General features: G+C 55.4%; 22 protein-coding genes. 15 read left to right on the top strand and 7 right to left on the bottom strand.

The annotated features are described in order from the left end of the window. Window positions 1-99: 99 nt before the first annotated feature. Window positions 100-648, bottom strand: a complete 549-nt coding sequence (locus EQG79_RS18520; protein ID WP_129603141.1) for a hypothetical protein — start codon at window positions 646-648, stop codon at window positions 100-102. A gap of 728 nt (window positions 649-1,376) precedes the next feature. Here EQG79_RS18520 and EQG79_RS18525 point away from each other — a divergent pair. Continuing rightward, entirely contained in the window at window positions 1,377-3,347 is a 1,971-nt protein-coding gene (locus tag EQG79_RS18525) for a PAS domain-containing sensor histidine kinase (RefSeq protein WP_165358923.1), read from the top strand. Between the two features lie 12 nt (window positions 3,348-3,359). Here the strand turns inward: EQG79_RS18525 and EQG79_RS18530 are convergent, their stop codons facing one another. Then, window positions 3,360-3,641, bottom strand: coding sequence for a hypothetical protein (locus EQG79_RS18530; RefSeq protein ID WP_129603145.1), 282 nt, complete (start codon window positions 3,639-3,641; stop codon window positions 3,360-3,362). 747 nt (window positions 3,642-4,388) lie between these two features. Here EQG79_RS18530 and EQG79_RS18535 point away from each other — a divergent pair. Beyond that, the gene (locus tag EQG79_RS18535; protein WP_129603147.1) at window positions 4,389-6,497 is read left to right on the top strand and encodes a PAS domain-containing sensor histidine kinase; all 2,109 of its coding nucleotides are present in this window, start codon (window positions 4,389-4,391) and stop codon (window positions 6,495-6,497) included. A gap of 122 nt (window positions 6,498-6,619) precedes the next feature. Then, on the top strand, window positions 6,620-8,257 hold the full coding sequence (locus tag EQG79_RS18540) for an ATP-binding protein (RefSeq protein ID WP_129603149.1): 1,638 nt from the start codon (window positions 6,620-6,622) through the stop codon (window positions 8,255-8,257). Window positions 8,258-8,581: 324 nt separating this feature from the next. Here the strand turns inward: EQG79_RS18540 and msrA are convergent, their stop codons facing one another. Next, window positions 8,582-9,148: a peptide-methionine (S)-S-oxide reductase MsrA gene (gene msrA, locus EQG79_RS18545; protein ID WP_129603536.1), complete on the bottom strand. Its 567-nt coding sequence runs from the start codon at window positions 9,146-9,148 to the stop codon at window positions 8,582-8,584. Window positions 9,149-9,340: 192 nt separating this feature from the next. Between msrA and EQG79_RS18550 the strand changes: the two genes are divergently transcribed. From EQG79_RS18550 to EQG79_RS18565, 4 genes are all read left to right on the top strand, one after another. Beyond that, window positions 9,341-10,222 carry a PPK2 family polyphosphate kinase gene (locus EQG79_RS18550; protein WP_129603151.1) on the top strand — a complete coding sequence of 294 codons (882 nt, stop codon included), beginning with the start codon at window positions 9,341-9,343 and terminating at the stop codon, window positions 10,220-10,222. Between the two features lie 38 nt (window positions 10,223-10,260). Then, window positions 10,261-11,142 (top strand): PPK2 family polyphosphate kinase, encoded by an 882-nt coding sequence (locus tag EQG79_RS18555; protein ID WP_129603154.1) that lies wholly within the window; start codon window positions 10,261-10,263, stop codon window positions 11,140-11,142. Between the two features lie 225 nt (window positions 11,143-11,367). Then, a complete protein-coding gene (locus EQG79_RS18560; RefSeq protein ID WP_236648862.1) occupies window positions 11,368-13,749 on the top strand; it encodes a TonB-dependent receptor in 2,382 nt (793 codons plus the stop codon). A gap of 76 nt (window positions 13,750-13,825) precedes the next feature. Then, window positions 13,826-14,716: a DUF4249 domain-containing protein gene (locus EQG79_RS18565; RefSeq protein WP_077923038.1), complete on the top strand. Its 891-nt coding sequence runs from the start codon at window positions 13,826-13,828 to the stop codon at window positions 14,714-14,716. Between the two features lie 91 nt (window positions 14,717-14,807). Here the strand turns inward: EQG79_RS18565 and EQG79_RS31480 are convergent, their stop codons facing one another. The 4 genes from EQG79_RS31480 to EQG79_RS18580 all read right to left on the bottom strand — a co-directional run bounded on the left by EQG79_RS31480 (window position 14,808) and on the right by EQG79_RS18580 (window position 17,735). Continuing rightward, on the bottom strand, window positions 14,808-14,939 hold the full coding sequence (locus EQG79_RS31480; protein ID WP_255376582.1) for a hypothetical protein: 132 nt from the start codon (window positions 14,937-14,939) through the stop codon (window positions 14,808-14,810). Window positions 14,940-15,036: 97 nt separating this feature from the next. Beyond that, on the bottom strand, window positions 15,037-16,125 hold the full coding sequence (locus EQG79_RS18570; protein WP_129603156.1) for a phosphotransferase family protein: 1,089 nt from the start codon (window positions 16,123-16,125) through the stop codon (window positions 15,037-15,039). A gap of 18 nt (window positions 16,126-16,143) precedes the next feature. After that, window positions 16,144-17,388, bottom strand: coding sequence for an acyl-CoA dehydrogenase family protein (locus EQG79_RS18575; protein ID WP_129603158.1), 1,245 nt, complete (start codon window positions 17,386-17,388; stop codon window positions 16,144-16,146). Window positions 17,389-17,504: 116 nt separating this feature from the next. After that, window positions 17,505-17,735, bottom strand: a complete 231-nt coding sequence (locus EQG79_RS18580) for a hypothetical protein (protein ID WP_077923096.1) — start codon at window positions 17,733-17,735, stop codon at window positions 17,505-17,507. A 233-nt stretch (window positions 17,736-17,968) separates the two neighbouring features. Between EQG79_RS18580 and EQG79_RS18585 the strand changes: the two genes are divergently transcribed. From EQG79_RS18585 to EQG79_RS18620, 8 genes are all read left to right on the top strand, one after another. Beyond that, window positions 17,969-18,514, top strand: a complete 546-nt coding sequence (locus tag EQG79_RS18585) for a YceD family protein (RefSeq protein ID WP_077923041.1) — start codon at window positions 17,969-17,971, stop codon at window positions 18,512-18,514. 103 nt (window positions 18,515-18,617) lie between these two features. Beyond that, entirely contained in the window at window positions 18,618-18,812 is a 195-nt protein-coding gene (gene rpmF, locus EQG79_RS18590; RefSeq protein ID WP_077923042.1) for a 50S ribosomal protein L32, read from the top strand. Window positions 18,813-18,957: 145 nt separating this feature from the next. Next, entirely contained in the window at window positions 18,958-19,899 is a 942-nt protein-coding gene (gene plsX / locus EQG79_RS18595; protein ID WP_077923043.1) for a phosphate acyltransferase PlsX, read from the top strand. A gap of 75 nt (window positions 19,900-19,974) precedes the next feature. Continuing rightward, window positions 19,975-20,958 carry a beta-ketoacyl-ACP synthase III gene (locus tag EQG79_RS18600; RefSeq protein ID WP_077923044.1) on the top strand — a complete coding sequence of 328 codons (984 nt, stop codon included), beginning with the start codon at window positions 19,975-19,977 and terminating at the stop codon, window positions 20,956-20,958. Window positions 20,959-21,048: 90 nt separating this feature from the next. Next, on the top strand, window positions 21,049-21,612 hold the full coding sequence (efp, locus tag EQG79_RS18605; protein ID WP_077923045.1) for an elongation factor P: 564 nt from the start codon (window positions 21,049-21,051) through the stop codon (window positions 21,610-21,612). A gap of 111 nt (window positions 21,613-21,723) precedes the next feature. Beyond that, window positions 21,724-22,215 (top strand): acetyl-CoA carboxylase biotin carboxyl carrier protein, encoded by a 492-nt coding sequence (accB, locus tag EQG79_RS18610; RefSeq protein WP_129603160.1) that lies wholly within the window; start codon window positions 21,724-21,726, stop codon window positions 22,213-22,215. 85 nt (window positions 22,216-22,300) lie between these two features. Next, on the top strand, window positions 22,301-23,647 hold the full coding sequence (gene accC / locus EQG79_RS18615; RefSeq protein ID WP_077923047.1) for an acetyl-CoA carboxylase biotin carboxylase subunit: 1,347 nt from the start codon (window positions 22,301-22,303) through the stop codon (window positions 23,645-23,647). Window positions 23,648-23,766: 119 nt separating this feature from the next. Beyond that, a complete protein-coding gene (locus EQG79_RS18620) occupies window positions 23,767-24,633 on the top strand; it encodes an inositol oxygenase family protein (protein ID WP_077923048.1) in 867 nt (288 codons plus the stop codon). Window positions 24,634-24,690 lie beyond the last annotated feature (57 nt).

Below are 24,690 nucleotides of genomic sequence, written 5' to 3' on the forward strand. Positions count from 1 at the left end.
AGATGGTTCCAAAAATAAACAATCCCGGTCATCGTACGACAACCGGGATTGTTTTACCAGCCCTACGCCAGTGATATAGCTACCTGCTTCGGTCTTCTGCTACAGCTTGAAGGTAACGCCGAGTTTCAGCGGGGCTCCACCCGATCCTATCTCCGCAAATCCTCCAACTTTCTCCGTGAACAAATAACGACCGCCAACATGTACGGGAAGAAAGACGCCCCCTGCATTGTAACCTCCGAAATAAGCATCGTCGTAGTTCGCGCTTAGATACCCCAGTCCTATGCCGGCATACAGGTCAATGTTGTCAGGTACGCTGAGAAGTTCATTAAAGTGATAAGAACCACGAGCGCCAAAATAGATGTAGTTGACACCGTAATCTACCCCAATACCGTTGAAACTGAGACGACGATAATCGGCAAACCCACCGACCGTAATATTTTTCATCAAGCCAACTTCGAACGAAGCGCCGAGTAAGATACCTCTGTTGTAACCCCCGAATCCGCCAAGCCCGCCGTACCCGTAGCCTCCACCAACGCCAATACCCGCGTTCAAAAGTTTGGTTCCTTTATCAATGGCCATCTGTGCGTACGACTGGGTACCTGCCAGCAAGCCAATGACCAGCAGCATTAATAAGTTGAATTTTTTCATGTCACAAATCTGATTTTAAGTAGAATTTGAGGGCAAAGTAATGGGCATTTCTATCAGCTAACAAACCAGCCTGCAGGCCACTTATTTATCGGTACGCTGCCGAAATGTGTACCCTAAGCACAAACGGTGTCGAGTAAACAGATAGACGAACAGAGCGATATATGAAATAGCTTTTAATCAGTGGGTTAGGTTATGCTCGTTTCCTGACGATGCGATCAGAGGCCCTTACGCCCCCTGTAGAAAGTAATTTGGGCCATATGAATAATTCCGGGTTAATCCGGTCGGAACCCAGCCGGAAAATACCCGGCCGATAGCGGGAAAATACGGGGCAGTTATGCACAGGGTACTGATCGGCTGAACTATATCGATAAGAAGTCGTTTACGAGGCAGTCGTTTGCCGATAGGTTAGTGGCTGCCTTCACCAAAAGCACTAATTCAGGCACTGCAAAACCGGACAAAGACCGTTGGCCAGAAGCAATCAGCCTGGCTAACCGAGTCCCCGGTCAATGCGTTTCTGCCCCAATCGGCTCGCTATTGATCGTATCCGAACTCTTCGGCCTGAATCTGGTTCGATAGATGAAGCCCCAAACCGCTTCGGGCCAGGGCAAACACGAGTCTGGCCTTAGTTATATGACTAAATCTGTATAATTTAGCGATTAGTATATCTACACGTTATGGCCGGCGAGACTGAATTTTTTAATCCTGATTCACTAACTGAGAATGAGCGATTGAGCTTTGCCTTGCAGGCTGCTGGTGTAGGTACCTGGGACTGGGACCCGATCCGCGAACGGGTTCGGTGGGATGCACGATGCAAAGCTCTCTACGGCTTCTCAGGCGACGATCTGGTGCCGTACGAGCATGTGATCGATCAGGTTCACCCCGATGATCTGCCCCGACTTCGTGACGCGCTGACGCGGGCCGTAAACCCCGACTCGGGGGGGCAGTACGATGTCCGGTTTCGTACTGTAGCGGCCAACGATGGTCAGCTACGCTGGCTTCACTGTCAGGGAAAGGCTTATTTCAACGCCGAACAGGTCGCTTACCGGGTGAGTGGTATCGTTCAGGACGTAACCTCGCAGATGCTGGATCGGGAGGCCCTGCAACGAAGCGAAGACCGGTTGCAGACCATTCTGAAGCACGCGCCTATCGGCCTGGGACTACTGAGCGGCCCCGACTTAACGTTCGAGCTGGTTAACGAGCAGCTGGCCCGGATGGCGGGTCGCCCATCGAGCCAGCTGAAAAACAGACCTTTGCTCGAAGCATTGCCAGAACTGTCGGAGCAGGGGCTGAAGGCTATTTTCGATACCGTGCGCCAGACGGGGCAGCGGTTTGTGGCGCCGGAGTTGCCGGTCATGCTCGAACGTAACGGGCAGCTGGAGACGGCTTATTTCTACGCCAGTTTTGAACCGGTTCAGGAGCCCGACGGCAGCGTCAGCATCGTTGATTTCAGTCAGGAGATTACGCAGCAGTTGCAGGACCGGCGCCGGCTGGAAGACAGCGAGGCCCGTTTTCGAAACATCGTTGAGCTGGCGCCTTTTGCGGTAGCGGTCTATGAGTCCGAAGACCTGATCATATCGGTTGCCAACGAGTCGATGATCCGGATCTGGGGCAAAACTCCGGCTGTAATCGGGCAGAAACTGGCTACAGCGTTGCCTGAGCTGGAAGGCCAGCCATTTATTCCGCTGCTGAATAACGTTTTCCAGACCGGTCAGCTATACCGTACCAACGAGCAGCCGGCCAACCTGATTGTTGGTGGCCAGCTACAGACGTTCTGGTTCAACTTCGTTTACCAGCCGCTGACCGACCTCGATGGCCGGGTTTATGCCATTCTGAATATGGCGGTCGATGTAACGGAACGCGTGATGGCCCGCCAGCAGATTGAGCAGAGCGAAAGCCGCTACCGGAACCTGGCGGGTGAGCTGGAGGTGCGCGTGCAGGAACGGACCCAGGAGTTACGCCAGATTAACCAGGAGCTGAAACGCTCGAACGATAACCTCCAGCAGTTTGCCTACGTAGCCAGCCACGACCTGCAGGAGCCGCTCCGCAAGATTCAGTCGTTTTCGTCGTTGCTGACCGAACACTACCAGACCGGGCTGAGCGACGAGGTAAAGGACCTGCTTCAGCGGATGGCTGCGGCCGGTTCGCGTATGTCTACCCTGATCCACGATCTGCTGACCTACTCACGCGTTACAACCCGCAAGCGGGTGTTGGAAACGGTTTCGCTGAACGAGGTCATCAGCACAGTACTCAATACCCTACAGGTAATCGTCGACGAGCGAAATGCCAGCATCCAGATCGAGCCGCTGCCGATCATCAACGGCGATCAGTCGCAGCTGGAACAACTGTTCCAGAACCTGCTCAGTAATGCGCTCAAGTTCACCCCCATTAATCGGGCGCCCAGCGTACAGGTAACATACGGCATTTGTGAGGTGAGCGAACTACCGGCCACGATCAGCGTAGCCAGCGAAGCCGGGCAGTTTCATCGGATCAGCGTGGCTGACCAGGGTATCGGGTTCGACGAGAAGTACCTGGATCGTATTTTTCAGGTGTTTCAGCGGCTCCACAGCAAGAGCGAATTTCCGGGTACGGGCGTTGGACTGGCCATTTGCCAGCAGGTGGCCGAAAACCACGGGGGAGCCCTTACCGCCACCAGCAAACCCGGCCAGGGCGCTACGTTCAGCCTGTACCTCCCGGTCTGAAAGCCCGACCGATCAGTAGCAAATCCGGCAGGGTTTGTAACCAAGGCTGCGGGCACTGCCCGTACTGACGCGGCTTATGGTTGATCGGCAGCGGGCCAGGCCGTGGCACTCGTGACTATGGTAGGCATAGGCGCTGCGACTTTCGCAGATCAGTACGGTTGCCGTAGCGGTAGCCGGTCGCAAAACGGGTTTGTGCCGGTCCGTTTGGGGCGTGGTTCCCTGCCAGTACCCAACGTGTATAGCTATCAAACAGCTTATGTACCGGAACCCCGTCGTTTTCAGCAACCCATTCATACCAGCAGCGAGTTAGCAGCCTGACTGGTCGATTTGTAAATGATTTGTACAATCGACTACAATCGGGGCTGGTTTTGTTGATCGCTAAGGTCGCTGCCTGTTGGGATTACCAGATTAGTAAATTAACTGAACGGTGGGTAACCTGGTGGTTATACTAGTAAACGGTATGACTATTGTTAGAAACTGATCTTGCTACGATGGACCGTACAGCTTTACCGTTTGCTATTTGGTCCGGCCAGGCCAATGTGCAGGCTGTAAAGCTAGACCATAAACGTGTCGCTGATAAGGGATTTGATCTACTTGTGTCTGAAATTCAACGGCCTACCTGATTGATTTCGGGCCTTTAGGGAAGCCAGTAGAGCCGATTGTTTGGGAAGTTGATAAGACAGACGCACCTGTTCCACGTAGGTGGCCAGTAAATCATAAAAATCCGCAGAAGGCTTAGAGGTTGCAAAGTGATTCATGGCAGGTATGTTTAGTTACGCAAATGTGTACGTAAATTATAATAAGCAAATTAATTGCCAATTAAAATATTGATAATCAGTAATCTTGTTATTCTTGTAAGTCGTCTTTGTCGATAGGATCACGATAAAATGAGAAAAGCCGGGTTTGAAAACGGCCTCTGAACGAGTGTATCCTGATCGGTAGGTAATCTGCCAAAACAGCAGGATACCTGACGTCGTTATCTGGTTAATATATTTCGTTAATCTATTATTAGGTTAGCTGACAAGCCTTCCCACTTACTCAATGAATGGTGACGTTAATCCATTGGGCCTCAAATCCCTGACTGAGCGCCTTGACCTTAATTTTGTACTGCAGGCCGCTGGGCTGGGCGTCTGGGAGCTGGACCCCCAGACGAACCAGGTAGACTGGGATGACCGGTGTCAGCGTCTGTTTGGCGTAACAAATACGGATTCACTATCGTACGAACAGGCCGTTCGTCATATCCATCCCGACGATCTGGGTAGGGTGCAAGAAGCGGTACAACACGCCCTGACAGCCCAGGCCGACGGGCGTTACGATATTACCCACCGAACCCTGGGAGCCGAAGATAATCAGCTACGCTGGGTGCGTTTTTGGGGGCAGGCCTACTTTGGCGAGGAGGGTAAAGCCTACCGGCTGGCCGGTGTGGCGCAGGACGTTACGGAACAGGTACTGGCCCGTCAGCAGGTAGAAGAACGCGAACGGCGATTTCAGTCGCTGATTGAGCAGGCCCCCGTTGCTACCAGCCTGTTTGTCGGGCGCGACCTGGTTATTTCCATCGCTAACGAGCCCATGCTGCAGTTCTGGGGCAAAGGCAGCGGGGTGCTGGGTAAGCCACTGGCCGAGGTACTGCCCGAACTCCGCGAACAACCCTTCCTGACTATTCTGGACAACGTATATACAACGGGTAATCCCTACCAGGCCGTTGCGGATCGGTGTGAACTGATCATCGACGGGGAGTTGCGTACGTTTTATTTCAACTTCACCTACCAGCCCATATTCGACGAACAGGAACAGGTATACGGGGTTATGAATATGGCGGTCGATGTGACCGACCAGGTGCTGGCCCAGCAGCTCGTCAAAGAAAGCCAGGTGCAACTGCTGTCGCTGTTCGAACAGTCGCCGGTGGGTATTGCTATCATCAGCGAAGAGAACCTGACTTACCAGATGGCCAATCCCTTTTATGGGGCTCTGGTAGGGCGCCGGCCTGAGCAGCTTGTTGGTAAGCCGCTGCTTGAAGCCCTGCCGGAGCTGGCCGGACAGGGTTTCGACCTGCTGCTGCGGGAGGTGATCGAGACCGGTGTTCCCTTCAGTGCCAACGAAGTTGCGGTTGATCTGGTCCGCAACGACCGGCTCGACCGGATTTACGTTGATCTTCTGTACCAGCCCCGAATCGATATAAAGGGAATTGTTTCAGAAATACTGGTGGTGGCTACCGACGTGACGCAGCAGGTGATGGTCCGCCGTAAGATCGAAGACAGCGAAGAGCGCTACCGAACCCTGTCGGGTGAGCTGGAGCAGGAAGTACAGCGCCGAACCGAAGAGCTGATGGCCGCCAACGAAGAGCTGGCGGCCACCAACGAGGAGCTGGCCTCGACCAACGACGAATACGCCCGGCTCAACGACGAACTGGGCGAGGCCAATGAACTCTTCAGCCGGTCGAACCAGAATCTGGAACAGTTTGCCTACATCGCGTCGCACGATCTGCAGGAGCCCCTCCGGAAGGTGCAGCAGTTTGGCGATCTGCTGCAGGCCGAATACAGCCAGCAGCTGGGCGAGGGGCGGCTGTATGTAGAGCGTATGCAGGCTGCCGCCAACCGGATGTCTACCCTGATCCGCGATCTGCTGAATTTCTCGCGGGTGTCCATGCGGCAGGAAATGGTCGAATCGGTACCGCTGACCGACGTAGTCAATACGGTGCTGACGGACCTCGAACTGGTTATTCAGGAAAAGGGCGCGGTGGTGCGGGTTGAGCCGCTTCCGGTCATTGAGGGCGATCAGTCGCAACTCGAACAGCTGTTTCAGAACCTGCTCAGCAACGCGCTCAAGTTTACCCAGCCCGGGCGCGTACCCCAGATCGACGTTCGGCTGGAAACGCTGTCGGCGTTCAGGCTGCCACCCTCCGTCAAACCGGCGCGGCTGGCCAGCAGCTACTACCGGATCGATGTGGTCGATAACGGCATTGGGTTCGATGAGAAGTACCTGGATCGTATTTTTCAGGTATTCCAGCGGCTGCATAACAAGCGCGACTACGCCGGTACGGGCATCGGACTGGCCATCTGCGAAAAAGTGGCGGTCAACCATGGCGGGGCTATTACGGCTGCCAGTGAGCCCGGCCAGGGCGCTACCTTCAGCGTTTTTCTGCCGGTATAATCCGCTACGATACGGTTGGACATTAGTCGTATAGTTAAAATACCTTTTAACTATAGAATCGCTCGCTCTGATTGTGTTACATTAGCCGTCAGATGAGCCGGATGGAATGAGCCGGTGGGGATATGAGTAGCGAGAGCCAACCATTAGAGCCTGAAAATGCCCTGGAAATCGAGCAGTTGAGAGCGGCTCTGGAAGCCGCCCAGGTTGGTACCTGGGATTATAACTTCAACACGCACCAGGCCCAGTGGTCGGGTATATGCAAGCAGCTATTCGGCCTGCCTCCCGAGGCAACCATAACGGCCGATACCCTGCTGAAGCGCGTTCATCCGGCCGATCGGGAGTCGGTTCGGCTGGCCAACAAACAGGCGCTCGATCCGCAGGGTACCGGTGAGCATAACATTACCTTCCGGACGCAAACCGAAACCGGTGGGTACCGATGGGTACAGGCCAAAGGTAGAACCGTTACCGATTCGATGGGGCGCATTATTCGGTTTGCCGGTATCGTTCAGGATGTCAGCGAGACAATCTGGGCGCGCCAGCAGCTGGAGGCCAACGAAAAACGCCTGCAGCAAATATTCGAACAGGCGCCGGTTGTGTTGTCGATCGTAGGGCGCGAACCCGATTTTGTGTACCGCATGGCCAACGAGGCTTTTGCGGCCCTGGTCGATCGGCCGCTCGATCAGATCGTCGGCAAACCCCTGCTCACCGCCCTGCCCGACATAGAAGGACAGGGATTCGATAAACTGCTCGAGCAGGTGGCCACCACGGGGGTACCGTATGTGCAGCGGGCCGCCCCCGTCGAGCTGGTGCGCGGTGGGCAGCGGCAGTCGTTATACTTCGACTATCTGTATTATCCGCTTCGGGAGGTCGACGGCGAAATTACCGGCGTTATGGGGGTCGTTATCGACGTAACGGATCAGGTGCTGGCCCGCCAGGTCATTGAGCGGGGGCAGGAGCGCTACCGGGCCCTGTCTCAGGAACTGGACGAGCGGGTAAAGCAGCGCACCCGCGCCCTTAACGAAGCCAATCAGGACCTGAGCCGGTCGAACGAAAACCTGGAACAGTTTGCCTATATCGCATCGCACGATTTGCAGGAACCGCTGCGTAAGATCCAGTCTTTCTCGTCTATCCTGCAGGAGCGCTACGGCGACAGGCTGGGCGACGACGGGGTCGACCTGCTGGAGCGGCTCACCCGCTCGGGCGACCGGATGTCCCGGCTGATTCGGGATTTGCTGAGCTTTTCGCGGATAGCTACCCGGCAGGCTACGCTCAATCGGGTGTCGCTTCAGGAAATTGTCCGGCAAACGCTGGATACGCTATCGATCACCATCGAAGAAAGTAAAGCGCAGATTCGGGTAGGCGATTTGCCCATAGTAGAAGGCGACGAAACGCAGCTGGGGCAGCTGTTTCAGAATCTGCTCAGCAATGCGCTCAAGTTCCGGCGCCCGGCGGTCCGCCCGGAGGTGTCTATTGCCGCCCGGTCTGTACAGGCAACCGAGCTGCCTCCCCCGGTTCACCCGGCCCGGGCGTCGGACGTGTACTGCTGGATTACCATTTCTGACAATGGCATTGGCTTCGACGACAAGTATACCGACCGCATCTTCCAGGTATTTCAGCGGCTCCACAGCAAGCAGGATTATGCAGGTACGGGGGTCGGGCTGGCCATCTGCCAGAAAGTGGTCACCAACCACGGCGGCTACATAACCGCCAGCAGCCAGCCGGGCGTAGGATCGACATTCCACGTGTACCTGCCCGCCTGATCGGTGCCGCTACGGATGCACGCATACTTACTTATTACTCAGTGGATAAGAACTTAGGCCTGAGCCTTAAGTGAGTCAATATTGCACTTTTATAGAGCTAATCGAGTCAATGTCGAACAATTTTGACAAATAATCGCTTGTGTACAGTATCAAAGGGGTCTTCATACCCCAATGGTGTGGATAGAATTGGAAAGCAGGCTGATTATGTTAGTCTGCTTTTTTGTTGACTGCCCGGTCTATATCGGCTGTGTGCGTATTTTTACTTAAGTACGCCTATAAAAAAAGCCCCGGATTCGGGGCCTTTTCTGGAGGAGACGAAGGCGCTTAGTGAGCAGCTTCTGTTTTCAGTTTCTCCTTGAATACTTTTCTGAACTTGTCAAGCTTGGGCGCGATAACGAACGCGCAGTAGCCCTGCTCGGGGTTGTTGGCAAAATAACTCTGGTGATAAGCTTCGGCTTCGTAGAAAGTCGTGGCCGGGCTGATCTCCGTCACAATGGGGTTGTTGTAGGCGCCCGCTTTGTTGAGCTCGTCTTTAGCCGTTTCGGCCAGGCGTTTCTGCTCCTCGTTGTGGTAAAAAATAACCGACCGGTACTGCGTGCCTACGTCAGCGCCCTGGCGGTTGAGCGTAGTTGGGTCGTGGCTGCGGAAAAAAACTTCGAGCAGCTCCTGGTACGTAATTTTGGCCGGGTCGTAGGTGACCTCAACGCATTCGGCATGACCCGTTGTACCGGTACATACCTCTTTATAGGTCGGGTTGGGTTTCTGGCCGCCTTCGTAGCCCGATACCGCGTCATAGACGCCGTCGAGCGATTCGTACAGGGCCTCGGTACACCAGAAGCAGCCTGTTCCGAAGGTTGCTTTTTCAACGTTTGCTGATTGGCTTGTGGTCATAACAGTCGATTTTTTCGCAACGGCCGGTTGCGCCTGCGCCGATAGTCCGGTGGCCGAAAGCAAGGCTATCGAGAAGGCAGTCAGGCGCCGACAAAGGGAGATCGCAACCATTCGGTTGAATAGAGGTTATTGAAGTAGGCTGAGTTTGTCAGCACCATCTCCATAACGTAACTGCTTCCCGTAAAGTTTGCCGTGAAAGACTTCGACCTCGACCGTTTCCGCTACGATGGCTCCCAGCCGTTCAGGATCAAAAAAGCCCCTACCAAAGTTGACGATCTGTACGCCGACAAAGACTATTACGAAAGCAGGCGGAGCGAACAGGCCGCCGAGATCGACTCGTGGCAGGAAAAGATGTACGCCCATAACCAGTATGGTCTGGTCGTGGTTTTCCAGGCGCTGGATGCGGCCGGAAAAGACGGAACCATTCAGCACGTATTTACCGGTACTAACCCAACGGGCGTACGGGTCTACTCGTTCAAACGGCCTACCGAACAGGAACTCGATCACGACTGGCTGTGGCGCAGCTGGCGCGAGCTGCCCGAGCGCGGTACGATCGGCATCTTCAACCGGTCTTACTACGAAGAAGTGCTCGTGACGAAGGTCCACCCCGAGATCCTGACCGAGAGCCAGCGCCTGCCCGAATCGGAAACCGAAGACCTCGATAAACTCTTCAAAAACCGCTACGAAGGCATCCGCGACGTAGAGAAGTTCCTGCATCACAATGGCTTCGTTACGCTCAAATTTTACCTGCACGTGTCGAAAGACGAACAGGCCGACCGACTCATTGCCCGCATCGAAGACGCCGACAAAAACTGGAAGTTCGACGAAGGCGATGTAAAAGAGCGCGGCTACTGGGATGAATACCAGCAGGCCTACGAAGAAGCGATCAACGAAACGGCTACCAAATACGCGCCCTGGTTCGTTATTCCGGCCGATGATAAGAAAAATATGCGGCTGCTCGTAGGCCGGATCATCATCGAAGAACTGAAAAAATTACCCATCAAAGAGCCCAAGCCCGACAAAAAGCGGTTTGAGGAATTACAGAAACTGATCCCCGTTATTCGGGGTCAGTAAAATGCGGCTACTACCAACCGGAGGAGCCGCCAGCAGCCATGAAAAAACTCAACATCAGGCGGTTCCGCTACGACGGTCGCCAGACATTCTCCCCAGACGTTCCTACCCGAACCGACCCGCTCTATACCGACGAGGCCGACCGCGATGAGCAGCTGGCCCGCCTGGCCGAGCGCATCGACCAGGCCCAGAACCGAATGCACGCCCACGGCCAATATGGCCTGCTGGTTGTTTTCCAGGCTATGGACGCAGCGGGTAAAGACAGCAGTATCCGGCGGGTGTTTCGGGGGGTGAACCCATCGCGGTTCAAGATCGCTCCCTTCAAGAAACCGGCCGAAGAGGATATGAAGCACGACTTTTTGTGGCGGTTCTGGCAGGAGCTGCCCGAGCGGGGCTATATCGGGGTCTTTAACCGGTCTTATTACGAAGAGGTGCTGGCCATGCGGGTGCATCCCGAGCGGCTGCGCGAAGGATACATTCCGGCTAACCTGCTGCCCAAAAGCGACACCGATCTCTGGAAACAGCGGTTTGCCGACATCGTACATTTCGAGGACTACCTGTTTCGGAATGGATTCCCAATCGTGAAGCTGTATCTGCACGTGTCGAAAGAAGAGCAGGGCCAGCGGCTCATTGCGCGGCTGAAGGATCCCGAAAAGCAATGGAAATTCTCGGAGAACGACCTGGAAGAGCGCCAGTTCTGGCCCGACTACGAACGCGCCTATGCCGATACCATCAACGCGACCGCTACCCGCAACAATCCCTGGTACGTAATACCCAGCGACGACCGGCTCAATCAGCAGATCATCATCGGACATATTGTGGCCGACCTGCTGGAGAACCTGCCGACCGAATTTCCGCAGGAAACCGCCAAAGAAGCTGCTGTTCTGATCCGCAAAATCGAGAAACAGGACGCCGGTAACTGATGGCGGGCTGAGTATATATACAGATGCTTCATACAGACCAGCGTGCCGTTCACCCTCTAAAAAGACGGCTTTGTCTATTTTTCGGTTAGTCCGAACTTATAGGGGTCTACTTTTGCGTTGTCATCAACGGATACGCCCAGCCTGCCAACCTGTAGGTAGGCCAGTCTCACGACCACCATGAAACAAACTGTATTAATCAGGCTGTTATGCCTGACTGTTCTGCTCATGCCCACTGTATATGCGCAGGCCCAGGCTGATCAGAACGCCAGCCCACGAGCGGCCAGCCAGGACAAGTTTACCATCAGCGGGTATATAAAAGATGCATCGAATGGAGAAGGCCTGATTGGCGTATCGGTCTACGTCAAAGAAACCGCCACGGGGGCCGTAACCAACAGCTACGGCTTCTACGCCGTTACGGTGCCGGCCGGTACCTACAACCTGGTCATCACCTACGTTGGCTACGAGAAACAAAACAAAACCCTGACCCTGACCGACCAGAACATCCGGCTCGACCTGGAGCTGAAAGAAGAAGGCCGGCAGCTGCAGGAAGTTGTCGTGTCGACCAAACGCGACGATGACAACGTCAAAAACATCGAGATGAGCGTCAACCGCATCGATGTGAAAACCCTCCAGCGGATTCCGGCGCTGCTGGGCGAAGTCGATGTGGTGCGGAGCATTCAGCTGCTGCCCGGCGTGTCGACCGTGGGCGAAGGCGCTACGGGCTTCAACGTGCGCGGAGGTAGTATCGACCAGAACCTGGTGTTGCTCGACGAAGCGCCGGTCTATAACTCCAGCCACCTGTTCGGCTTCTTCTCGGTCTTCAACCCCGACGCGGTGAAAGATGTGAAACTCGTAAAAGGCGGCATACCGGCCCTGTACGGCGGTCGTGTGTCGTCTATTCTCGACGTCAGGCTCAAAGAAGGAAACGCCAAGAAACCGGAGCTAAACGGCGGCATCGGGCTTATCTTCAGCCGGTTATCGTATGAGCGGCCCCTCTTCAAAGGCAAAGGGTCGTTTATCGTGGCGGGGCGCCGGTCGTACGCCGATATTCTGGCCCAGCCGTTCCTGAACAATGATCTGAAAGGCGCCAAGTTTTATTTCTACGACCTTACGGCCAAGGCCAACTACCGCTTCAACGACAAGAACACGGTGTTTTTGTCGGGCTATTTCGGACGCGATGTGTTCGGGGCCGATTTCGGGTTCAACTGGGGCAATACCACAGCCTCGGCCCGCTGGAACCACGTCTTCAGCGACAAGTTATTCCTCAATACGACGGCCTATTACAGCAACTACGACTACTCGCTCGACTCCGACCTGAAACGCCGTCCCGAAAACGCCAACGACTATTTCCGGACCGACTCGCGCATCGTCGACTACAGCATCAAACCCGATTTTACGCTGTTTCTGGGCAAGAGCACCATTACGTTCGGTGGGCAGAGTATTCTGCACGATTTCCAGCCCGGAACGGCTACGGCCGCCAGCTCGGGCGACGTTCGTACTTTCGGGCTTACCAGCAAGTACGCGCTCGAGAATGCGGTCTATATCGGCAACGAGCAGCAGGTTTCGCCCAAACTTCAGCTGCAGTACGGCCTCCGGTACTCGCTCTTCAACTACGTCGGACCCGGCGATGCCTATGCGTTCACGACCGACGTACCGCTGGGCACGAGCCGCTTCCCCATTACGACCATACAGTACAAACGGGGCGAAACCATTCAGACCTACGGCAACTGGGAACCGCGTTTTTCGGCCAAGTACGAACTGGGTAACAACAGCTCGCTCAAACTCAGCTACAACCGGCTGGCGCAGTACATTCACCTGATCTCGAACACGACGGCCTCGACCCCGCTCGACATCTGGACGCCATCGACCAACAACATCAAACCGCAGATCGGCGACCAGATTGCGGGTGGATTCTTTAAAAACTTTGGCCGCTCGAACGGATCGGGTAGTGAATTCGAAGCGTCGGTAGAGGTGTATTACAAATGGCTGCAAAACCAGATCGATTACATCGACGGGGCGAACCTGATTCTGAACAAGTTTCTGGAAGGTGATCTGCTCAGCGGAAAAGGCCGGGCCTACGGGGCCGAGTTCTATATCAAGCGCAACCGCGGAACGGTAAACGGCTGGGTAAGTTACACGCTGGCCCGTACCGAACGGCAGGTGGCCGGTATTAACGGTGGCGGCTGGTTCCCGACCCGTTTCGATAAGCCCCACACGCTCACAACGGTACTGCTTGTCGATCCGCCCCAGGCCAAACGCTGGAATTTCTCGGCTACGTTTACCCTGGCCAGCGGAACGCCCGCTACCTTCCCGACCAACCGGTTCGAGTTTGGTGGCTTTACGGGGCAGGTCATTTCGGGCCGTAACAACTACCGTATTCCGCCCTACCACCGGCTCGATCTGGCGGCTACCCTACAGGGGCGGCAACGGCCCGGCAAACGAAAAACCGACAACTGGGTTTTCTCGGTCTATAACGTCTACGCCCGCAAGAATCCATTTTCGGTGTTCTTCCAGCCCGATGCCGATAACCCGCGCCTGACGCAGGCTATCCGGTATTCGGTATTTGCCACGGCCATTCCGTCGGTGACCTATAACTTCAAATTCTAGGGTGGTGCCGAACCGCTCCGGCAGGTTCGGCAATAACGCGTTTTCCCGGCCAGCTCTCCGAAACTGGCGTTTGCTTATGAAACACACACGTTACTACGTCCTCACGATACTGGCCGGTATCACGCTGGCCAGCTGCGAAACGGTTATTGATGCCCGGCTCGATACGGGTCCGGCCCAGCTGTCTGTAGACGGCACACTGACCGACCAGCCCGGCCCGCAAACCATCCGGCTTACCCAAACGGCCGGTTATTTCGATAACAGCGCTCCGCCGGTAGCCGCGGGCGCAACGGTGGTCGTAACCGACAATACCGGCAAGACCTACGCCTTTACCGATTCGGACAATGACGGGTACTACACCTGGACACCGGCCGCCAAAGACACGCTGGGCCGCATCGGTCGAACGTACCGGCTGTCGATTACCTATCAGGGCGACACCTACACAGCCAGCTCACGCATGAACCGGGTGCCAGCAATCGATTCGATTATTTTCCGGAAAGAGAAGATTAACCCCCTGTCAGCCACAGAAGGGTACCAGGCCGAGTTTTTTGCCCGCGATTTTCGGGGCGCTACGGACTACTATCGGGTGAAATACTACCGAAACGGCGTGCTGGCCAACAAACCCAGCGACATTATTACCCTGAAGGACGCGTCGTTCTCGGGTAGCGCCGATACCGACGGGCTGGTATTCATCCGCCCGTTCCGGCAGTCGATCAACCCGGATAGCCTCTACGCGCTGAACGACTCGGTCAAGGTCGAGCTACAGTCGCTGACGGTCGAAGCGTATGATTTCTGGCAGCAGTTCAGCCAGCAGATTACCAACGGCGGCCTGTTTGCCACCCCGCCCGCCAACGTACCGACCAATATTGTGAACACCAACCCGAACGGCCGCCAGGCCACCGGATTCTTCATCGCTTCAGCCGTCCGCACCCGTTCCACCAAAGTCACCGAAAGCGCCGTCCGCCGGTAGAGACGCAATCCCTTGCGTCTCATATGCGTCAGCAACAAAACCTGCCGGGTAAGTGGTCCGTGAGGACACGGACCACGGTGGTAGCAAAATACTACGATTTCAGCGACTGCTGGGCCAGGACACCGGGAATGATGAACGCTAGAAAGCCGATGGCCAGTACCAGCGTTAGGGTGATGTGCAGAATGGCCACCACGAGATTGACAATAAACCGCACGGTCTTCATACTAATCTGATTTTGAGAGTAATCAGGATTATTGCAAGAACTATGCCGGTTTAAGAAACAGCCCTACGCGCGGGTAAACCGTGGAGAGCGCAGCACACTAGATGAGGCCGGCTTCCAGCGCCTGTACGCCCGCCCGGGCCAGCGCCTGTACACCCGCCAGCAAACCCGCAAAGCGCGGGTCCTGCGTCAGTCCTTTCCGGTAGCGACCGTAGATCTGCTGAATAACGACCGCGTTTTTGAACAGGCCGAATACGTAATAATAGAGCAGGTTGTCGATGTTTCGACCGCTCCGCTCGGCATACCGCTCGGCAAATGCCTGGCGGGTCAGATTGCCGGGTAGCCAGGTCAGGTTGAACGTTTTGCGGAACGGATCGTCGGTCGGTTCGGCCCAGTAGGAAAGCGACGTGCCTACGTCCATCAGCGGGTCGCCCACGGTACACATCTCCCAGTCGAGTACGGCGCGGATGTCGGGCAGGTTGTCGGGGTTCAGGACTACGTTATCGTATTTGAAATCGTTGTGGAGCAGGGTCGGGTTCGGGTTGTCGGGCGGGAGCTGGTCGGTCAGGTAGCGGGCCAGCGCGTCCATGTCCGGAATCACGTCGGTTTGAGCGGCCCCGTAGCGCCTGTGCCAGCCCGCCACCTGCCGCTGTACGTAGCCTTCGGGTTTGCCCAGCTGAATGAGGCCCAGCCGCGTCGGATCCGTCGAGTGAAGGGAGATTGCATGCAGGTCGACGAGGCTATCGACCAGAGCCAGAGACAGCTGCTGCATCACATCGGCCGGAATACCGAGTTTCGGAGCCGTCTGGGCGCGGAGAATCACCCCCTGCACCCGTTCCATGATGTAAAACGAACAGCCCAGGATCGACTCGTCGTCGCAGAAAACGACGGGCTCAGGAATCGGTTTGTAGCCCGACTGTTGCAGAATAGTGAGCACCCGATATTCGCGGCCCATGTCGTGGCCGCCCTTGATGTCTTTGGCCCCAAAGGGCGGGCGCCGGAGAATGTACTCCCGGTTGCTGGTGGTTAGCAGGTAGGTCAGGTTCGAGTAGCCGCCGGGAAACTGGGCAATGTTGGTAATGGCACCGAGGGCGGGGATCTGGTCAGACAGGTAAGCCTGCAGAGCCGCCCGGTCTAGTTCTTCGCCGGGGCGGGTACGGGTCGGCGTATCGGGTTGGATGATCGTCATGCAGAAAAAAACGGTACGCTAGGCGCGGGCGGCTGCCAGGTCTGCGGGTTTGTTGCGTTTGGTGTCGAGGCCATACTCTTTCAGGATACTCCGGGCCAGAGCGGTTTTATGTACTTCGTCGGCCCCGTCGTAAATCCGGGCTCCGCGTTCGTGGCGATAATACCAGGGAAGCAGCACATCATCGGTGATGCCCATGGCGCCGTAGGTCTGTATGGCCCGGTCAACCACGTTCAGCATGATGTCGGCTACGAAGAATTTGATTTCCGATATCTGGTTACGCACCGCAGCCGCTCCAAACTGGTCGATGTTCTGCGCCGTTCGCAGCACCATGAGCCGGGCCGCGTCGATCTGCGCGCGACTTTCGGCAATCCAGCCCTGAACAAACTGCTTTTCGCCCAGCATGACACCGTCTTCCATCTCGCGGGTAGCGGCCCGTCGACACATCAGGTCGAAGCAGCGCTCGCTGATACCGATCCAGCGCATGCAGTGGTGAATGCGGCCCGGTCCCAGCCGTTCCTGCGCCAGCACGAAGCCCATGCCCTCGCCCCCGATCAGGTTGGTTGCCGGCACCCGCACGTCGGTGTAGCGCACTTCGGCATGGCTGCCCCAGTGGTCGGAGCCGTCGCCCATAATGCTGATATTACGAACCAGCTCAAACCCCGGCGTATCGGTCGGGACCAGAATCATGCTGGCCCGGCGGTGCGGAGCCGCGTCGGGGTTGGTAACGGCCATCACCACCGCAAACGCCGACCCATCGGCCGAGCTGGTAAACCACTTATGCCCGTTGATGACCCAGTCGTCGCCCACCCGAACGGCCGTTGTTCCCATGCGGGTGGGGTTCGACCCGGCAAACTCCGGTTCGGTCATCGAAAAACACGAGCGGATATGCCCATCGCGCAGGGGTTCGAGGTACCGGCGTTTCAGCGGCTCGGGCGCGTACTTGTGCATCAGCTCCATGTTGCCGATGTCGGGCGCCTGGCAGTTGAAGGTGTAATGCCCAAACGGCGACCAGGCCAGGGCCTCACTGACCTGGCCAAACTCGCAGAGCGACAACCCCAGCCCGCCTTCGTCGAGGCTGTGTTGCAGCCCCCACAGATCGGCTTTACGAACCAGCTCCCGCTTCTGATCGAGAATAGCGGCTACTTTTGAGAAATTTCCGGTCAGGTGTTCACTCGTTTCGAGCGGTACCAGCTCGTTCAGCACGAACTCCCGGATGCGGGGCACCAGCGCTTTCGTCTGGTCAGTAGCAAATAAAGGTTCCATCGGGCGGGCAGGAAAGAGTAGTGTTCTGAATGATGAGTTAGGAGCGATGAGCGATGAGTGGTGGAGAGCCAGGCTGGTTTATTACTCATCGCTCATCGCTCCTAACTCATCACTCACTACTGTATATCGTACATTAAGTTGTCGCGGTCTTTGCGGTGGGGGATAACGGTCCAGTGTTTGGCATCGGGCAGGTGGTCCGTGATGATGCTGGCGGCCGTATCTTCCAGATTTTCTTCGTTGGTAATAAAAAACAGGCTGCGCGGATTGTCGGTCTGCGTAGTCCGCACTTCAAAATATTCGTTGTGGTGTTCGATGTCGTGTTTTTCGACAAGCTGGTACTGGGCCATAATCGTACTGGTTAAAGTTAGCACTGTTTCCAGATAAACTAGCATTTGAGCGCGCTGTTCTACAATCTGCGTGTGCAACAGCCAGTCACGAGCCAGAAATGACCGCGCCGGGGCTGGTTCGGGCGGGGAATTAAGTGAATAAAAATCAGCCTGTTTTACTTTTTTGGCTAGCACTTTCCTGATTGACAAACGTTTCGTACCTTTGCGGTCCTGTTTTAAGAGGAGAGAGAAAGGTGAACGCATTACGCGCATACGATATCCATATTGCTGGATTGGAAAACAAACGGCACGAGTACGACTTCACGTCGGACAACGCGTTTTTTGCTGCGCTGGAGCAGGATTTGATCGAGAAAGGCAGTATACAGACGCATCTGGTTCTGGATAAGTCGGAAACGATGATCCGTCTCGATTTTCATATTACCGGCACGGTCGAGCAGCTTTGCGACCGTAGCCTCGATGAATATGATCAGCCGGTCGATGCCCGGCAAACGATGCTGCTTAAGTTCGGCGACCATAACGAGGAGCTGAGCGATGAAATTGAACTGATTGAACGGAACACGGCGACCATCAACGTGGCCCGGTACATATTTGATTTTCTGAGTCTTTCATTGCCCATGAAACGCCTTCACCCCCGGTTTCGGAACGAAGACGATGAGGACGATGAATCGACGGGTAAACTCGTTTATCGGTCAGACGCAGAGCCCGAGGCTAATCAGGACGATCAGCCCGATACGATTGACCCCCGCTGGGCTGCCTTGCGCAAGCTGAGCGACAATTAACGAAGTACAGAGTGCAGGGCGCTCCGGGTATACTGGTTGTCTCCGGCGCTGCCAACTCGACAAAATACGACCAGACAACTTTAGAACGTAGAATTCAGAAAACATGGCACATCCCAAACGACGCCACTCCAGCACCCGGCGCGATAAGCGCAGAACGCACTACAAGGCTACGGCCGTAACCCTCTCGACCGACGCCCAGACTGGCGAAGTTCATGAGCGTCACCACGCTCACGTTTTCGAGGGTAACCTGTTTTACAAAGGGCAGATGATCATCGAGAATTACGCCAAAACGGCTTAATTATCAGCATCTTATAGAAAGTATTTCGTTGACGTCTTCCTGAAGATGAACGCGAAATACTTTTTTATTGCCCGTAGCCTGCCTATTTTTACGCGTATTTTTTTTAACCGGCGTAGCTGGGTAAGTTATTGAACAGACCGAGTCAATGAAAATTGCAGTGGACGCAATGGGTGGCGATTTCGCTCCGGAAGCGATTGTGGATGGAGTGTTGCTAGCCGCTGCTGAATTGCCGGAAAGCGTTGCTATTGTCCTGATTGGCAAGCAAGCCGTACTGGAACCGTTAGTGCATAAGGGCACCGCTGGCGCCCGTGCCCGAATCGAATTGGTCAATGCCGACGACGTAATCGAAATGAGTGAGCACCCCACCAAGGCGCTCTCCCAGAAACCCAATTCCAGCATCGGGATTGGGTTTAAGCTTTTGAAAGACAAACAGGTACAGGCTTTCTGCAGCGCCGGCAATACGGGCGCCATGCACGTTGGTGCCCTGTTCAGTATCAAAGCGATAGAAGGCGTATTGCGGCCCTGTATTGCCGGCTTCGTGCCCCAGATAACCGGTGGTCATGCCGTTATTCTGGACATTGGCGCCAACGCCGACTGCAAGCCCGAAATGCTGGCTCAGTTCGGCGAAATCGGGTCGCTTTACGCGCAGCATACGTTCGGTATCGACCGGCCCCGGGTGGCGCTGATGAACATCGGCCACGAAGAGCAAAAAGGCTCTCTGGTTGCCCAGGCCGCCCACCAACTCCTGAAAGACAACCGCCGGATCAATTTTATCGGTAATATGGAAGGGGGCGATTTCTTCGCGGGTAAAACCGACGTTATCGTAACCGATGGCTTCACGGGCAATACCATGTTTAAGCTGGGTGAGTCGTTTTACTCGATGGCTGCCCAGCGCGGTATCAGCGATGAGTTTATCGATAAAACCAATTACGAGTCCGTAGGGGGTAGCCCCATCCTGGGCGTAAACGGCAACGTGATCATCGCCCACGGCATCTCGTCGCCCCTGGCCATCAAAAATATGATTGGACTGGCAATCCGGCAGGTTGAGTCTGATGCGTACACCAAAATTGCACAAGCACTGAGTTGACAGCCGTTTGTTAAGCGGGGCCTCCGTCAAACGAGATCCGCCTAACCGACTACTGCTCCGAATTACCACCAACTTATGACTAAAGCTGCCATCACTGGAATTCACGGTTACGTTCCTGACTACGTGCTGACCAACGCTGAGTTGGAGCGTATGGTGGATACCAACGACGAGTGGATCACCAGCCGTACGGGCATTAAAGAACGGCATATCCTGAAAGGGGAGGGCATGGGCTCGTCGCATATGGGAGCCAAAGCGGTGGCAGGCCTGCTCGAGAAGACAAACACCCGACCCGAAGAGATCGACTTGCTGATCTGCGCTACCACCACCCCCGACTACGTATTTCCGTGTACGGCCAACCTGATCTGCGACATGGTTGGTATCCGGAACGTAGGTAGTTTCGACATACAGGCCGCCTGCTCGGGCTTCCTCTACGCGCTGACCATCGGCACGCAGTTTATCGAAACCGGCAAATACAAAAAGGTCGTCATTGTAGGGGCGGATAAGATGTCGGCAATTACCGACTATACCGATCGAACAACCTGTATCCTCTTCGGCGATGGAGCCGGCGCGGTTTTGCTGGAACCCAATGCCGATGGCTTCGGCGTCCTCGATTCCATTATCCGGTCCGACGGCGTGGGGCAGAACCACCTGTTCCAGAAAGCCGGCGGCAGCCGTTACCCACCCACCCACGAAACCGTTGAGAAACGCTGGCACTACGTATACCAGGACGGTCCGTCGGTGTTTAAGTTTGCCGTGAAAAACATGGCCGACGTATCAGCCGAAATCATGGAGCGGAACCACCTGGCGGGCTCCGACGTGGCCTGGCTGGTGCCGCATCAGGCCAACAAACGCATCATCGACGCTACCGCAAACCGGATGGGTATCGAAGCCGACCGGGTCATGATGAATATTCACAAGTACGGCAATACAACCGCGGCTACCATTCCGCTGTGCCTGCACGATTACGAATCGCAGCTCAAAAAAGGCGATAACCTGGTGCTGGCGGCCTTTGGCGGTGGCTTTACCTGGGGAGCCGCTTACGTAAAGTGGGCGTATTAAGTGAGTAAAGAGTTTTCGGTTTTCGGTTTAACGTGCAGACGCACCTCTATCGAAAACCGAACCCTGTACATAGAAAACCATAAGTGAGTAATGGCAACAACTGCAGATATCCGCAACGGATTGGTCATCAACTACAACAACGATCTCTTTCAGATAACTGAATTCCAGCACGTCAAGCCGGGTAAGGGCGCAGCGTTTGTGCGCACCAAGCTCAAAAGCCTGACAACGGGCCGGGTTATCGATAATACCTTCAACTCGGGCGTTACCATCTATCCGGTTCGGGTAGAACGCCGGAAGTTCCAGTACCTTTACAAAGACGAAGCCGGCTTCAACTTCATGGACCAGGAAACGTTCGACCAGATCAACCTGGACGAAAAACTGGTTGATGGAGCCGATCTGATGAAAGAAGGGCAGGAAGTGGAAATCGTAATCAATGCCGATACGGAAACTCCGCTGTCGTGCGAACTGCCCCCGTTCGTTGAACTGGAAGTAACCTATGCCGAACCCGGTATCAAAGGCGATACGGCCAACAGCCCTAAAAAACGGGTTGAGGTCGAGTCGGGCGCTAAAATCATGGTGCCGCTGTTTATCGATTCGGGGCAGAAAATTCGGGTCGACACACGCACGAGAGATTACGTAGAACGAGTGAAATAAGGTTTGGAAAGATGAATGGTGAATGACCACCGATGGTTCGGGCTTTTCCCTGTTCGTCGTTGTTTCGATAACTCACTCATCACTCATCGTTCATCATTCATCATTACTAGCATGAGCACCCAGGACATTCAGCAACTAATCGACTTCATCTCGCAGTCGGGTTTAGACGAGGTTAACATCGAAACGACTGATCTGAAAATCAGCGTGAAACGCTATGGCACGGCCTCGCCCGTTGCGCAGCTATCGCCCACTACCGTAGCGCCGGTTCCGGCTCCGGTGCCTGTTGCGGCACCGTCGGTGTCAGCGCCTGCGCCTGCGGTAGCTGCCAGCCAGCCCAGCGCAGCACCGGCCAGCACGTCGAACTATGTGACCATCAAGTCGCCCATGATCGGTACGTTCTACCGGTCGTCGAGCCCCGAAACGCCCTCATTTGTTGAAGTCGGCGATAACGTTTCGGAGGGTAAGGTGGTCTGTATCATCGAGGCCATGAAGCTCTTCAACGAAATCGAGTCTGAAGTATCGGGCCGGATCGTGAAGGTACTGGTCGAAAATGCCACGCCGGTCGAGTACGACCAGCCGCTGTTCCTTGTCGAACCCATTTAATTAGTGATTGGGTGATTGAGTGGTTGAGTGAAACTTTGTATCGTCGTATCACTCAATCACTCAATCACTCAGTCACTCAATTTATATGTTTAAGAAAATACTCATTGCCAACCGGGGCGAGATTGCGTTGCGGATCATCCGGACCTGCCGCGAAATGGGCATCCGGACAGTAGCCGTTTACTCGACGGCCGACCGTGACAGCCTGCACGTGCGCTTTGCCGATGAGGCTGTATGCATCGGCCCGCCCCCCAGTCGGCAGTCATACCTCAGCATTCCAAGTATTATATCGGCGGCCGAAGTAACCGGCGCCGACGCCATTCACCCCGGCTACGGATTCCTGTCCGAAAACGCCGAATTCTCTCAGATCTGCGCCGATTACGGCATCAAGTTTATCGGGGCTACGGCCGAGCAGATCAACGGCATGGGCGATAAAGCCACGGCTAAAGCCACCATGCGCGCAGCCGGTGTGCCGGTTATTCCGGGCTCGGAAGGCCTGCTCGAATCCATCGAAGAAGGTAAAACCCTGTCGGCCGACATGGGATATCCGGTTATTATCAAAGCAACCGCCGGTGGTGGTGGGCGTGGTATGCGGATCATCCGGTCGGAAGACGAGTTCGAAAAAGCGTGGAACGACGCCCGTACGGAAGCCGGTGCTGCCTTTGGCAACGACGGGCTGTACCTGGAGAAGTTCGTAGAAGAACCACGCCACATCGAAATCCAGATCGTTGGTGACCAGTACGGTACCGTTTGCCACCTGTCGGAGCGCGATTGTTCGATCCAGCGCCGGCACCAGAAGCTGGTCGAAGAAACGCCGTCGCCGATTGTATCGGATGCGCTGCGTCAGGAAATGGGCGAAGCGGCCATCAAGGGCGCGCAGGCCATTGGCTACGAAGGCGCCGGTACCATCGAGTTCCTGGTCGACAAGTACGGGAAGTTCTACTTCATGGAGATGAACACCCGCATTCAGGTCGAGCACCCGATTACGGAAGAAGTAACGGACTTCGACCTGATCAAAGAACAGATCAAGGTAGCGGCCGGCGCCGAAATTTCGGGCCGGAACTATACGCCGAAGCTCTACGCCATGGAGTGCCGCATCAACGCCGAAGATCCCGCCAACGGGTTTCGCCCGTCGCCGGGTAAGATTACGGTGTTGCACCTGCCGGGCGGCCACGGTGTCCGCGTCGACAGTCACGTGTACGCTGGCTATACCATTCCGCCAAACTACGACTCGATGATCGCGAAGCTCATCGTTTCGGGCCAGTCGCGTGAGGAAGTGATTACCCGGATGAAACGGGCGTTGCAGGAGTTTGTGATCGAAGGCATCAAGACAACCATTCCGTTCCATATCAAGCTGATGGACGATCCCGGCTTTAAATCCGGTCAGTTCACAACGGCTTTCCTCGACACGTTCGACTTCAGTACGATAAAGTAAGTACCCAGCAGAAAGCCCACGTCGGCTCATCCCATAGATTTTCCGGGATGAGCCGACGCGGGCTTTCTGCTGCATAGCATTTTTTTGTACATTCACGGCTGTAAATCAACTCGTTTGCCATGACAGCTCTTAACGACGCCAACCCGAGCCCCCTTGCCAGCCTCGATCAGTGGGAAGACGACCTGCTGACACGCTATCCTGAACCGGAACATAAGGCCAAAGAAGACTACCGCAACTACGACAATCCTGAGCGGGATACGGTGCGGGAGTTCTACCGGCTTAATCATACGTACCAGACGTACGATTTCGTACTGGAGAAAGAACGGGAATTTCTGTCGTTCGATAAAAAAGAGCTGCCGGTCTGGGGAGCCATGGAGTTTCTGAATACGCTTGTCGATGATTCCGATCCCGATACCGACCTCGATCAGCTGCAACACCTGCTCCAGACTGCCGAAGCCATCCGGGCCGACGGACATCCCGACTGGTTTGTGCTGACGGGCTTCCTGCACGACATGGGTAAGGTACTTTGCCTGTTTGGCGAACCGCAGTGGGCCGTGGTGGGCGATACGTTCCCGGTGGGCTGCGCTCATTCCGACCGGGTCGTTTACCCCGAATACTTTGCCAACAATCCTGACAGCCGCGACGAGCGCTACAATACCAAATATGGCGTATACGAGCCCAACTGCGGCCTGCGTAACGTGCATATGTCGTGGGGCCATGACGAGTACCTGTATCAGATGATGAAGAACTATATGCCCGAGCCTGCGCTGTATATGATGCGTTACCACTCGTTCTACGCGCAGCACCGCGAAGAAGCGTATAGCCACCTCATGGACGAGCACGATCACAAGATGTTTGAGTGGGTGCGGAAGTTCAACCCGTATGATCTGTACTCGAAAAGCCCGAAGCCACCCGTTGTCAGCGAGCTGAAACCGTACTACGAAGATCTGATTGCCAAGTACCTGCCCGCTACGCTTAAGCTCTGATTGCCAATATGTATTGATAAGCACAGCCTGCACAGAGGTCTTTACCTTGTGCAGGCT

Origin of the sequence: Spirosoma sordidisoli (genome assembly GCF_004138325.1) — a bacterium.
GTDB classification, from domain to species: Bacteria; Bacteroidota; Bacteroidia; order Cytophagales; family Spirosomataceae; genus Spirosoma; species Spirosoma sordidisoli.